At 38.2% G+C, this 12,503-nt stretch carries 12 protein-coding genes; 3 read left to right on the top strand and 9 right to left on the bottom strand.

The window, feature by feature from the left end; genetic code table 11:
* Positions 1-99 precede the first annotated feature (99 nt).
* From B3P16_RS01475 to B3P16_RS01455, 5 genes are all read right to left on the bottom strand, one after another.
* On the bottom strand, positions 100-1,005 hold the full coding sequence (locus B3P16_RS01475) for an AraC family transcriptional regulator (protein ID WP_286840991.1): 906 nt from the start codon (positions 1,003-1,005) through the stop codon (positions 100-102).
* Between the two features lie 201 nt (positions 1,006-1,206).
* A complete protein-coding gene (locus tag B3P16_RS01470) occupies positions 1,207-2,196 on the bottom strand; it encodes a DUF5007 domain-containing protein (protein WP_070565228.1) in 990 nt (329 codons plus the stop codon).
* An 8-nt stretch (positions 2,197-2,204) separates the two neighbouring features.
* A complete protein-coding gene (locus tag B3P16_RS01465) occupies positions 2,205-2,888 on the bottom strand; it encodes a hypothetical protein (RefSeq protein WP_070565225.1) in 684 nt (227 codons plus the stop codon).
* Between the two features lie 17 nt (positions 2,889-2,905).
* On the bottom strand, positions 2,906-4,519 hold the full coding sequence (locus B3P16_RS01460; protein WP_286840989.1) for a RagB/SusD family nutrient uptake outer membrane protein: 1,614 nt from the start codon (positions 4,517-4,519) through the stop codon (positions 2,906-2,908).
* A 4-nt stretch (positions 4,520-4,523) separates the two neighbouring features.
* Positions 4,524-7,661 (bottom strand): SusC/RagA family TonB-linked outer membrane protein, encoded by a 3,138-nt coding sequence (locus tag B3P16_RS01455; RefSeq protein ID WP_046671675.1) that lies wholly within the window; start codon positions 7,659-7,661, stop codon positions 4,524-4,526.
* 239 nt (positions 7,662-7,900) lie between these two features.
* Here B3P16_RS01455 and B3P16_RS01450 point away from each other — a divergent pair, with 239 nt between their 5' ends.
* From B3P16_RS01450 to B3P16_RS01440, 3 genes are all read left to right on the top strand, one after another.
* On the top strand, positions 7,901-9,067 hold the full coding sequence (locus tag B3P16_RS01450) for an FN3 domain-containing metallophosphoesterase family protein (protein WP_286752515.1): 1,167 nt from the start codon (positions 7,901-7,903) through the stop codon (positions 9,065-9,067).
* Positions 9,068-9,250: 183 nt separating this feature from the next.
* Positions 9,251-9,664 (top strand): N-acetyltransferase, encoded by a 414-nt coding sequence (locus B3P16_RS01445; protein ID WP_286840988.1) that lies wholly within the window; start codon positions 9,251-9,253, stop codon positions 9,662-9,664.
* Positions 9,665-9,839: 175 nt separating this feature from the next.
* Complete coding sequence (locus tag B3P16_RS01440) at positions 9,840-10,376, top strand: GNAT family N-acetyltransferase (RefSeq protein ID WP_286840986.1); 537 nt, start codon at positions 9,840-9,842, stop codon at positions 10,374-10,376.
* 25 nt (positions 10,377-10,401) lie between these two features.
* Here B3P16_RS01440 and B3P16_RS01435 read toward each other — a convergent pair whose 3' ends face one another.
* The 4 genes from B3P16_RS01435 to B3P16_RS01420 form a co-directional block, all read right to left on the bottom strand.
* Positions 10,402-11,244 (bottom strand): alpha/beta hydrolase, encoded by an 843-nt coding sequence (locus B3P16_RS01435; RefSeq protein WP_286752513.1) that lies wholly within the window; start codon positions 11,242-11,244, stop codon positions 10,402-10,404.
* A 187-nt stretch (positions 11,245-11,431) separates the two neighbouring features.
* Entirely contained in the window at positions 11,432-11,653 is a 222-nt protein-coding gene (locus B3P16_RS01430; RefSeq protein WP_070565219.1) for a methyltransferase type 11, read from the bottom strand.
* Positions 11,654-11,810: 157 nt separating this feature from the next.
* Positions 11,811-11,939, bottom strand: a complete 129-nt coding sequence (locus B3P16_RS01425) for a hypothetical protein (RefSeq protein ID WP_256602545.1) — start codon at positions 11,937-11,939, stop codon at positions 11,811-11,813.
* 214 nt (positions 11,940-12,153) lie between these two features.
* Complete coding sequence (locus tag B3P16_RS01420) at positions 12,154-12,369, bottom strand: hypothetical protein (protein WP_070565216.1); 216 nt, start codon at positions 12,367-12,369, stop codon at positions 12,154-12,156.
* Positions 12,370-12,503: the final 134 nt, after the last annotated feature.

Here is a 12,503-nt window from a genome sequence, read left to right as displayed (position 1 = left end):
CATCTATGAAGACTATGCTTCAAAAATTAGGAATATTAGGATTTCTGATCGTACTAAATCTCTCCACATAAAAGCCACGTCTCACGACGTGGCCTTAAACTAAACATATGAAACAATTGTATTTTCTGTATAGCGCTGATCATAGCGCAAAATATACTCTTTCGGTGTGCAGCCGATAATCTGTTTAAATACGCGGTTAAAATTTGTAATGCTATTGAAGCCGCAGTTGTAAGCAATAAATGAGATATTTTCCAAATGTAAATGATCTTTTCCCAATTGACTACAAACCTCATTAATTCGTATCCGGTTTAGATAACCAACTAAAGTGAGTCCACAGTGTTTTTTGAAATAACGGCAGAATGCCTGTGGCGACAGGTGTGCCCTTTCTGCAACACTTTCTAAAGTAAGCCCATGTTTAAAATGTGTATTGATATAATGACAAACCTTCTCTATGCGGTTATTTTTTCCAGTGGAACCGACTACAGTCTCCATCGGTTCGGGACAGAGCGCGTCTGTTCTCTTTGAAATTTGGGCTAGTGTCCGGAGCAAATAGAAGAAATGCATCATTTTATCGATCTTTTCCGATTGTTTTAATAACAGCATACGCTTAGATACCATGTCGAAATCCACCTCCGGAATCTTAAATCCCCTGGAATCCTGACTTAAAAATTGCTCCAAGGATTCAAATTCACCCAACATAAAAAGTTGTTTCAACCTCCCTTCCGGATCAAAAAAGATCGAAATGGATCTAGCGGCATCACTAGCCTTATCCTCGGATACAGATTTAAATACATGTGCTTGGTGAGCAGCGATGAAAAATATATCGTTTTCCTTAAAGGCATGGAGGGTTTCATCCACAAGCAACACACCTTTTCCTTTCGTAATCCACATTAACTGGGCTTCTTGATGACGATGCAAATGTGGATAGAACGATTCCGAGATATCCTCCTGGACAGTGATGCTTTGTCCTTTAATTACAGGAATATTAAATTGTAACGTTTTCATAGCATGTTAGTATTAGGTTACTCAACATTGGTTTTACTAAATATAGACAACAAGCGTAACATATTGAGAAATGTCAATCGCACATCTAATAAAATGTCAAAATTTGCTCATAATTGGTTAATTTTCGCACTGTGGGCATCTAAGTTTAATATAGATCTGGGTTTAATAAAGTGTGGGGAACTTACTATGCTCCCCTAATCTTTATTGTGTAATACGAGTTACCGTTGGCAGTTTTACCTGAACCTCATAAGTACCTTCCATCAATAGCTGGAATCCAAAAACAGGGTTGACATTATTAGCACTTAAGCCGTCGATTTGGGCATACTTCATGGGGATGCGATAGTAATTGAGAAAACCCCAATCTGTTCCATCTTTTCCAATTAATTTAGCAAGCGGAAAAGGTGCAACCTCAAAATCACAGATCAACGAATTATCTGTCACTTGGACTGGATTAAACTTCACATGAGATTCAAACATCGGTCGATCCCCCCGTTTGATCACTTCTCCATTTTTAGGATTGAATGCATTTCCATTTTTATCGACGATCTTTAGGATAACACGAGCGCCATCGTTTGAAATTTTTGTACAAGTCACCTTTGGGGCCGTAATTCCGGTAAAAACTTCTGCAGCACTCGATCCACTTGCCGCTTGATAGGTTACTTTAAACATATCATCAATCGTAGGTTCTACAATCTCGATGGTTGCCAATTTAGGGAATACACGCTCTCCTCTAGGGTTGGTCATTTTGACATCAAAATTAAAACGCCCTAAAGGTAGATTGGCAGAAGCTCGATTAAAAACCAGCTGTCCACTGACTGTATTAAATTCCATCGGGGCTTTCTTTACTGTTTCTCTCTTTTTATTGAGTAGTTCGACCGTGGTATCTGTCTCGGCATTGAACACTAAACCAGGCTTAAAGGTTAGAATGTCAAATTCTTTAAAAAAGACATCCGGTGCGGGCTGACCTGTTGCTTCATCGTTTAAGTTTAACAATTCGAATGTATAGGGGGGCGTAGAACCATCTGTATTAATACGGTCAGACATCGTTAGGGACATTCCACGTTTGCAAAAGATGGTATTATCTTTATATCGTATACCTTCGCTCAAAAAGCCGTTTTCAATTTTCTTGCAGCCAGAAGTCAGCGCAAAAGCAAACAGCAAGCTATATAAAATTTTTAAATTCGTTTTCATATCAGTTTCTAATCAGCCATTTTTCCGGCGTTAAAAAATAAACGATGTGTGTTTTGCAATACATGCAATACACCTGTCGTCGTCCTAATTCCCGAGGTTTGACAATCATAGGATTTATCAAGTTGATCTTTTGGAATCGCATTATAATCGGGTTCCTCAGCATCAAGAGTACCGATCACCTTTGTGAAATTGAGATAATCTACATAATCCAGATAATCGCTGTAGTCACGTGTTCTGCGCAATTTGATATTGAACCTGACATTGGGAATTGCACCAAGCTTGCTTACAAAATATTTGTTGTCAGGGCTGAGATTTTCTCGTGTGATCTTTCCATCGAATAGGTAGATCATCATCGAATCACGTAATTCTTTGACTGGGATGTTATTGATCCCGAACTGAATATTTTCGTTTCCCACCTCAATGATCCTTTGTTGTTTTTTGGCGGCTACATAATCTCGTACGCCATAATCGCTCGTTGCAAAGAACGTGACATCTGAATTCACAATATCTTTAATACCGGCACGGTCTATAATCTTAACCAACGAATCAAAGCTACCATGCTGCTTCAAAAAATCATAAGTTGTCTGGTTCACGTTGGCATCGCTCTTTCCACCATCAACTTTATAATTATCCTTCTTACATGCGAAAAGAAAAATTAATATTGACGCAAACAATCCTGTTATCTTTTTCATAATTCTTTTTTTAGTGCTTACACCTTTCCTCTCCAGTATGAGGTCTGTGTCAACTTGTTATTATTTTTGAATAGGGCTGGATTAATTGGCCAATAGAATCCTTCCTGACGGAAGCGGGACTCCGAGAGCCATGGAACAAAATTGCTGTATTGCCTTGTTCGCAATAGATCATAAAAAATATGCCCTTCGAGATAAAGTTCTTTTCCTCTTTCAATAATATATTCGTACATGACATCGTCTTTACTCGATGTATTATCCACGAAGGCAGATTCATCGGCGCCATTCCTTTTTCTAAATTCATTGATGATGTCTATTGCTTTGGAAACTTGATCTCTATAAAGTGCAATTTCGGCTTTCAACAAGCGCATATCCGCTAACCTAAAGACAATCAGATTATTGCTAACATAAGCATCTTGCTTTTGTGAGGGATTACGGTAGACAACACTTTGATATTTTACGCAAGTAGGTTTATCACTGTTTAGATCGGTAAAATTACGTCTACAACGAATATCACTATCGTCGAAGACCTGTGAAGGCATCGCCTTCCACTCCCACTGCTGCAAACTTGTATTCCAATACCAGTCCCAAACCTGGTCTATTTTATAAAAATGATTTGTCAGATAATCTGCATTGACATAACACCTCGAATTTGTTCCAGAAGTTGCCAGCTGCGCAGTTCTCAAAAACATATTGGCAATATGTTGATTGGTTCCTTCGCGTGTATTTTCACTCATTGCAATTTCAAAAATACCTTCACTCGAAAGTCCTTCGAAAGTCTTATAATAATTAGATGTGTCGGTCAATGAATACATACCATTATTTAAGATTTCATCGATGGCTTTATCTGCTTTGTCTACCGTTTCGAGATCAGGTTGGTTTGAATTGACATCACTCATTGTTGCCTTCCAAAGGTAGAAATGAGCTAACAATGCATTCACCGCGCCTTTATTGGCTGTGACTTTGGCGTTCCCAACAAGTGAATATTGCCAAGGCAACAATTCATGTGCCTGCAGTGCATCCTTCTCGATCTGCGCCATAACCTCTTTTTTGGTACTCCGTGCTAATTCTGGAGCAGAAATAGGGTCGTCGTATTCTTCCGTTACCACGGGCACGTCTCCCCACACGCGTAGCATCATAAAATAAGTGAACGCCCGTAAAAAATAAGCCTCTCCAAGCATCTCATTTTTGAACTTCGTTGGATTGGTCACATCGGTCAGTAAATCGTCCGCCACCTTAGGAACTCGATTAATAATGATATTGCTCATCGTAATCGCTTTATAGTACTTGGTCCAATCTCCAAAATTCTCTACATTGTATTGAAATGTAAAATCTCCATTTTGGATCCCTTCGAGTCCATCACCATTATATTGGATTGTAAAATAATTCTTGGCAATTGCATCGCCATACATAAAGTATCGTGGACTCGGATTCCAGTTACCCGAATTCATCACATCCCGTACCAAAGCATAGTTACCTGCCATAGCACTCCGTAAATCCCCTGAGCTTTTCCAATATGCGCCCGCGAAAGTCGAATTGACGGGTTCTTCCACCAAAAACTTTTTACATGACCCTAGCAAGAAAACCAGCATCAATAGCACCGCTAGTCTATAGTTTAAAAAAAATCTTTTCATCGTCTTAAAAAGTTAGTTCAAATCCTAATGTATATTTTCTTGGAATCGGATAACCACCACCGTTATACTCTCCATATGGGTTTACAGCCTCGGCATCCGGCAATTTTTTTGATTTTTGCCAACGGGCAACATTATCCACTATACCAAAGAATCTCACTTTGGAAATACTCCATTTCTTGCTGATCCGTTCAGGGAGGTTGTAAGAAAAAATCAGGTTCTTAAATCGCATATAGGAACCATTTTCTAAAAAGAAAGTCTGCGCAGAGGTGTAATAGTAACGATAGGTGCCGATATCATATTTTGCGTATTCGGCCTTGTCGCCGGGCTGTTTCCAGATATTGAGTTTGTCCAGATCCCGTATCGAATAGTAAGCAAAATTTGAAGTCGCATCGCCCGAAGTGGAGTTACTGAATTGATCTGATTCAAAAAGATTCAGTACATCCCTCCCAAAACCGTAGGTAAAAAACAAAGTAAGCGAAAAGTCTTTATAACTAAAGACGTTATTCCAGCCTCCGGTCCACTTAAAATTAGGATCTCCAATCGCCCTTTTATCTGGATTAATACCACTATTAAATACGTCTACAAAATAATCGCCATCTATATCTTCAAAATAAAAATCTCCGGGATTGAATGTTCCATTGGAATTTCGATAGCGTTCGCCTGTATATGGATTGACCGGAATATCGTCCAGGGTCGAGAAAACCCCCAGAGTTTTATAGAGATAAAATGCATTGATCGGGCTGCCCACCGAGAGGATATGAGATTTATCAAATCGATCGCCATCCATGACCATATCGCGGCCGCCATTTGGCAGATTCATGATCCGATTCTTGACATAGGAAATATTTAAATTAGACCGCCAGCTCAATGTGGAGCTACGTGGGAACATATCAGCAGACAATTGAATATCGACACCTGAATTGCGGATTCCTACCGAATTTGTTTTGGCGTAATCGTATCCGGACGTGACGGGAAGCATGACGTCAAATAGCCCATCATAGTTTTCCTTATTAAATACATCTACCATAGCTGTAAAACGTCCCTTGTACAATTCCATATCGACACCTAAATTCCATTGCCTATTGCGCTCCCAGCTGAGATTTTTTTGGGCAACGCCATTATTAAAGTTTGGTGTAATAGCCACTTGGCCATTATAGGAAGTTGCTCCGGAATTACCCTGATACCCCCCATTATTGACATTATAGAGATTATACTGCAAATAGTTACTTTTAGGGAGAGATCCGGTCAATCCATAACTTCCTCTAATTTTAAGTAAGGTGAATATAGGATTGTTTTTCAGAAAATCTTCTTCAGTTAAAATCCAGCCGACAGATGCGGACGGAAAATATCCCCATTTGTTGTTTTCTCCAAATCGGGACGATCCATCCGCACGGACAGCCCCTGAAAACAGGTATTTACTATCAAAATCATAGGAAAAGCGACCGAGATAGGACAGCTGTGACCACTTTTGCAAATCGGAGTTGGCACCGATGTTATTTTGCAGAAATCCTGTAACCACTTGGATCTGATCCGATACCCCCTGACTACCCCATGCGGATACATTTTGCATTTTATTTTTTTCCGCTTCCTGACCCAGTAGTACATTTAAAGAGTGTTTTCCAAACTGTTTGATATAAGTTAAAAAGTTCGATATCCTGACTTGGCTATTCTCATAAGAATAAGCTGACGAATAATTACCGGCACCGCTCATCAAAGCTGATGGCCTATTATAAGCCCTATTGGCCATATCTTTGATATAGGCGGATTGGGACGTAAAAGTTAATCCTGGTGCAATATTGAAAATCAGATTTAGATTGGTATTCAGATTAGAAGATTCATTGTTATCAAGACTACTATTATAGGTACCCAAAAGGTAAGTTTTTTTTGCATCTGAAAGATTAAAAAGTGATGATGGCATACTACCGGCACTCAAGGCAATTGGGCTCACGTCACTCCCGCTTCCTCGCGCTCGCTTATTATACGAATAGGCCACAATGGGATTGATCGTTAAACGTTCATTGATTGCCTTACTGGACAAATTGAGCCTTCCAGTATAGCGTTTAAATCCGGTTGCTTTAATGATTCCCGCCTCATCGTAATAGTTCCCACTAAAACGATATGAACTAATCGCTGACCCGCCGCTAACAGAAAGATCTGCACTCTTAATCTTTCCTTTTTGGTAGAATAGATCCTGCCAATCTGTATTCCCATTGAATGCAGGGTTCAACGAATCGGTAAGCATAAAGGGCAGATTTCTGAAATCGTTGGAAGAAAGCTGATTCTTTAGTATCCTCATCTTCTGCTCACGCTCGGTTCTTCCGAGTGTCACTTCACGGAGTTCGGGCCGTTGCGTTAGACCACCATATCCGGTTAACATAAAACGCGGATCTCCGTTACGCCCTTTTTTCGTCGTGATCATGATCACCCCATTTGCTGCCCTAGAACCATAAATTGCGGCGGCAGAAGCATCTCGGAGCACATCCACAGATTCGATATCATTCGGATTCAGACCTGCTAGATAATTTGTTCCTGTTCCTGTATTCGGGCCTACAAATTGTTCCGTTGGCTGCGGAACTCCGTCAATAACATAGAGTGGATTACTAATGACATTGTAATAATCGTCATTGGAGTAATTCAGGCTAACGGCCGATGTACCACGAACAGCCAATGTCGGCGAAGCACCTGGAGCGCCAGAAAAATTCTGAACGTTGACGCCGGCCAATCTTCCCTGAAGCAACATATCAAAACTGGCTGCCGGAAGATTTTCCAGATCTTTACCCGAAATACTTGAAATCGCAGCGGTCGCTTTTTTGCGGGAGGTACTCTGGTAACCGATCACTACGGCTTCATCTAGAATACTCAATGTTTCGACCAGGGTAAAGGTCATTTTGCCTGCCTCGGGAATGGGTTGACGAGCCCGCTCGTATCCGATAAAACTTGTCTCTAAGATATCTCCGGATTTACCTGAAATCTTAAAATTCCCCTGATCATCGGTCTGTGTACTGTTGGAAGTACTCGTGTTTCTCAAAGTTACTCCGGCCAATTGTTTACCATTTTTATCACGTACGGTTCCCGTGATCTGCTGGCCCAGTGCAATTAGTGAAGTTAGAAACACAGATAAAAATAAAACTATCTTTTTCATTTGTGTTTGATTAGGTGCTCTTACTTAGGTTATTCCAAATATAAGTGCCAAACACAGGTCACATTTTCTTAATTATTACCTGTTTACAGCACTTTTTTAGCAAAAAACAAAACGAGACATCTTTTAGTCTAGCAAGACTGTTACATTTCAATCCATAGCTTGTTCACACAATTTTATATCTTTAGCGCAAGAAAAAACCGATTTAGGTTCCAAAATCAATTATAGACCCAGGTAATACAATGACTAAACTAAAATGCATCATCCTATTGTTGTTCTTCAATTGTTTTATGGCAGTTGGTCAGGATGCGATCAGAATAAATCACTTACCTTTAATTCAAGGATTAACAGAGCAATCTGTTTCCATTATTTGGACGACAGACAAGCCTGCTACTGGCTGGGTTGAGCTGGCCCCAGATGACTCCAGTCACTTTTACTTTAAGGAAAGACCAAAATATTATGCGGCTGCCTATGGCTTCAAAAAAGTAGGTACGTTGCATCAAGTTACATTGAACAACCTAAAACCTGGAACACGCTATAGATATCGTGTGTATAGTCAAGAAGTCCTCAAACATGTTGGCGTCAATGTACAATATGGAAAAGTAGTAGCCAGTGATGTTTATCAAAAGGCACCCTTATTTTTCCAAACCTTTGGCCATGCCAGCTCCACCCATTTTACAGTTGTCAATGATATTCATGAGCGCAATGAGGTACTCGATAAGCTACTGGATATCGGCAATCTAAAGACAAGTGACTTTGTGGTATTCAACGGTGATATGGTTAGTAATCTACTCAGTGAAACACAGCTGTATGAGGGGTTCATGGATACCGCCATTAAAAAGTTCGCCAGTGAAAAACCAATGTTTTATGCAAGAGGCAATCATGAAACACGTGGACCTTTTGCCATTGAATATCCCAAATATTTCCCAACACCAACAGGTAAACTATATTACCAATTTAAGCATGGGAATACCGGTTTTATCGTCTTAGATTGCGGTGAAGACAAGCCCGATACCGACATTGAATATAGCGGTATTGTAGACATGGATAACTATAGAAGCGAACAAGCGGCCTGGTTAGCTCAAGCAGTTGAGAACCCGTCATTTAAAGATGCTAAATATAAGATCGTAATCTGCCATATGCCCCCTTTTGGTGGCTGGCACGGGGAACAGGAGATTTTGGAGAAATTTGTTCCTATCCTCAACAAAGCAGGAACACAGATCATGTTATCAGGACATTTACATAGACACATTATCAAAAATGCGACAAATACAGTACAATTTCCGATCATTGTAAATTCCAACAACAATGTGCTCCGCGTAGATTTAGACGACGAAAAAGGAATCTTCAAAATTCTCGATCAGCAGGGGAAAATGGTCGATCAAGTAATCATTAAGCCGTTAAAATAAAGCGGTAAATTCGCTAATGAATTCGGACTATAAGTTCATACGCGATGTTGTAAACTACCAGATAGATATTTTGACTCTATTCTTTATAATTCAGTAAATTAGGGTAAATTAATCTAAATGAATACATTGTCGACTGAATATCTGATGACCTCTGAACTTGACAGGAACGAAAAAATTGCGATCATGAGATTATGGAATGAAGAATATCCCGCAGCTATGGCATATTCCAGCCTTTCGGCCTTTGAGAACTATTTGGAAAGCTTAAGCCAACCACAACACATCCTTGTCAAACAAAATGAGCAAATTCTCGGTTGGTCCTCAAAATTTGATCGCGATGCAAAACGTTGGTTTGTTATTATACTTTCAAGTCTTTTACACAAAAAAAGAATAGGTTCCAATCTACTTGACAAATTGAAATCTGAAGAAATAGAGCTTAACGGCTGGGTGATAGACCATCACATGGAGAAAAAAAATAATAATTACCTATATAATTCACCGTTAGGTTTCTATATGAAAAATGGCTTTGAACTCGAACCGAATCAACGTCTTGAGACTTCCAACCTATCGGCAGTAAAAATAACATGGTCAAGAAAATAGCGAAGAAAATTTACTCCAATCAATGCTAACAGCAAATAATGTTGCTGTCATTTTCTAACAAAAACCTTAGAATAGACAAGAACAACTACTACTGTGGGTAAAAAAGAACATTAACTAGTTTCTCTTTACGTACCTGAATAATTTCTAAGATAACGACTACAATATACATTAAACGATGGTTAACTTAAAACTACTCTCACTCGAAGATGTCTCTCCATTTTATGAATGGATCAATGATGAGATGTCTATAAAGTACTCCCTTTCTCTTTTTCAGTCGCTAAACACAAGGGATCAAATCGACAATTGGTTTCTCTCCGTTGTCAACGATTCTAAAAATTTTAATCGTGGAATTTTCCTAAACGACTCTAATAAACTGATTGGTTATACAGGCATTTGTAATATTTCCAAAGCAAACAGATCTGGAGAGTATTTTATTTTTATAGGTGATCGCGAAGAATGGGGGAAGGGAATAGGCACTCAAGTTACCAAATTAATCTTAGCTATCGGATTTGGAAAACTAGAGCTCAACAGAATTATGCTGACGGTATCTGAGCCAAACTATACAGCCATAAAAGCATATGAAAACGCTGGTTTTAAATTGGAGGGAAGAATGCTTAAAGCCTGTTTTAGAGATAATCAATTTCACGACAAGCTATTGATGTCAATCCTGGAAGATGAGTGGCGTGATCGCACAAAACTAAGTATAAAATAAAACTAATCTCAGAATAGACATATTGCTACTTTGAATAGGCCGTTTTTGGATACAACTTCTTAAAAGCGTTGTAGACCGCTTGATGTATTACAGTCGAATGCAATTCATCAGGCATGTAATCAAATACAAAATGAATCTTCTTATTTCGTTTAAGAATCTCCGATAACGCTATAGCCTCATCAAACATTCTTATGTCTTCTTCCTTGTTGGGGATACCGAGATAAACCTTTATATTTTTTTTCAAATTAGTTTGCAGAAACTTCTCCCCATGCGTCAATAAAGACTCTTCTCCCCACCATAAACTTGGACTTATAATAATATAATCATCAAATAATTCGGGTTGTTTAAATAATATTTCTGATGAAAAAAGTCCTGCCAATGATTCTCCAATTAAAGTCTGTTTTCCGTTCGATTTAAAATTGCCATTTATATAAGGGATCAATTCATTTTTCAGGAATATCCGGTATTTTTCTGAACCACCATACGAAGGAAAGCTCGCTTTTTGAAAACCTTCCTTTTCTATAAAATCTGTGTTTTCAACAGGGAAGGTAAAATCTCTCCTTCGTGTGTTTCCACCGATTCCAACAACAATACTTTGCGGGAATCTATCGATCCAGGGTTGTGTACTGAAACGTACAATACCGGCTATATGAAAAAAATCTTCATCCATACTACCATCAAGAACATATACTACTGGATAGCGAACAGAATCATTGGGGTTATAATTGTCGGGAAGATGAATGTTGATCATTCTGTCTTCAGCCAAAACTTTTGAATGCAATATCTCTGATGTGCCTATCGTTAACGGTGTTCCATTTTGTGCAAAACAGTCTGTATTAAGAATAAAGAGCATTAAAAAAATGAGCATGCTATTGCCTATCATATCCGATATATTACGCTTACCAACAATGTTTTTTTGAGTAATCTTATATTGAAATACTTGACTATTAGACATAACATCCTTAGGGACTGCCAACAGTTTTGTTCAACAAATTACCAGCGCAATTTACAACGAAAATTAATATAATAGTTAGCTTTTTATTTTATATGAATGATTAAATGATTCTTTCGCAACGATAACCCCACTCAAACATCTTTCTAACAATGCTGTTGGTCTCAATTTCCAATTGCGAAGATTCAATTCTTAGAATACGTTCTTCATCTTCAAGATCGAAGTTAATTTTATAAGATGAAAACAGGCTGACAAGAGTTGCAACAATTTGCTGTGCATCTTTCATTCGATAAACATTGGTTTTAAATATTTCGACTCGTTTCATTAGATCAGATTAAGTTCCATTCAAGAAATACGGTATTAGTCCTATTCCGTTTACTCATTCTAAACTACAATACGGGGCGTGCAACAGCTACAAAATTTAGATAAAGACAGTAAAAAACTCGGTAAATATGGGAAATTAAACGGTGAACATCGAGTTGCTATTTAATAACTGAATTGTAACCGTTCATAAATCCCTGAATAAGTTCTGGTAGATTCAATAATAGAAATACGCAAATGACAATAGCAATAATGGCATAAAAAAACCACGACGAACTTTTCTTTTTCATAACAAGCTATTTAAGAATAATCAATTTAAAAATATAGGCTTCCCAAAGCTAGAAATTACGCTAGAGCTCTACACAAATGAACAGATGCCGTAACATACCCTTTGGATTTTTCACTATAACTCAATATACGAAATTAATCTATATAACAAAAAAGTAATTTAAAAATTATATTTTTCAAAAATAAAAACAGCAGCTTCAAATAAGAAAGTTCATGTTATAAAATGGAATCTTTGCAGTCGGTATATAAATGAATCTTATCTTGCCGCATACTGTGTAAGGTATTAGGCTTTACAGTGCCATTGATTGAAGATTTATATTCTACCATCGTGTCTCCAATATTGGCCTGGGAATCTTTAGTTTTCACATTGGTAGAGAGGCTTACCAATCCTACTATAGTTAAAATTGCCAATGAATTAAAGAAGTGTATCATAAATAAAGATTGAATAGTTTATCCGCCCAATTTCAAAAAACAAACTGTAAAACACCATAATTTTTCGGTGAAAAAACAATTTTCATCGGTAAACAACAGAGTTTTACCTATTAACCGATCACCCCTTGTTATAA

Source organism: Sphingobacterium sp. UBA7631, assembly GCF_002483935.1.
GTDB lineage: Bacteria > Bacteroidota > Bacteroidia > Sphingobacteriales > Sphingobacteriaceae > Sphingobacterium > Sphingobacterium multivorum.
This window is presented reverse-complemented; position numbering and strand designations above follow the sequence as displayed.

Excerpts from the sequence above, each read along its gene's own strand:
- B3P16_RS01425 (WP_256602545.1), bottom strand. The coding sequence starts at position 11,939 with ATGAAAAAGAAAAGTTCGTCGTGGTTTTTTTATGCCATTATTGCTATT.
- B3P16_RS01460 (WP_286840989.1), bottom strand. The coding sequence starts at position 4,519 with ATGAAAAGATTTTTTTTAAACTATAGACTAGCGGTGCTATTGATGCTG.
- B3P16_RS01465 (WP_070565225.1), bottom strand. The coding sequence starts at position 2,888 with ATGAAAAAGATAACAGGATTGTTTGCGTCAATATTAATTTTTCTTTTC.
- B3P16_RS01420 (WP_070565216.1), bottom strand. The coding sequence starts at position 12,369 with ATGATACACTTCTTTAATTCATTGGCAATTTTAACTATAGTAGGATTG.
- B3P16_RS01435 (WP_286752513.1), bottom strand. The coding sequence starts at position 11,244 with ATGCTCATTTTTTTAATGCTCTTTATTCTTAATACAGACTGTTTTGCA.
- B3P16_RS01470 (WP_070565228.1), bottom strand. The coding sequence starts at position 2,196 with ATGAAAACGAATTTAAAAATTTTATATAGCTTGCTGTTTGCTTTTGCG.
- B3P16_RS01455 (WP_046671675.1), bottom strand. The coding sequence starts at position 7,661 with ATGAAAAAGATAGTTTTATTTTTATCTGTGTTTCTAACTTCACTAATT.
- B3P16_RS01475 (WP_286840991.1), bottom strand. The coding sequence starts at position 1,005 with ATGAAAACGTTACAATTTAATATTCCTGTAATTAAAGGACAAAGCATC.
- B3P16_RS01445 (WP_286840988.1), top strand. The coding sequence starts at position 9,251 with ATGAGATTATGGAATGAAGAATATCCCGCAGCTATGGCATATTCCAGC.
- B3P16_RS01450 (WP_286752515.1), top strand. The coding sequence starts at position 7,901 with ATGACTAAACTAAAATGCATCATCCTATTGTTGTTCTTCAATTGTTTT.
- B3P16_RS01440 (WP_286840986.1), top strand. The coding sequence starts at position 9,840 with ATGGTTAACTTAAAACTACTCTCACTCGAAGATGTCTCTCCATTTTAT.
- B3P16_RS01430 (WP_070565219.1), bottom strand. The coding sequence starts at position 11,653 with ATGAAACGAGTCGAAATATTTAAAACCAATGTTTATCGAATGAAAGAT.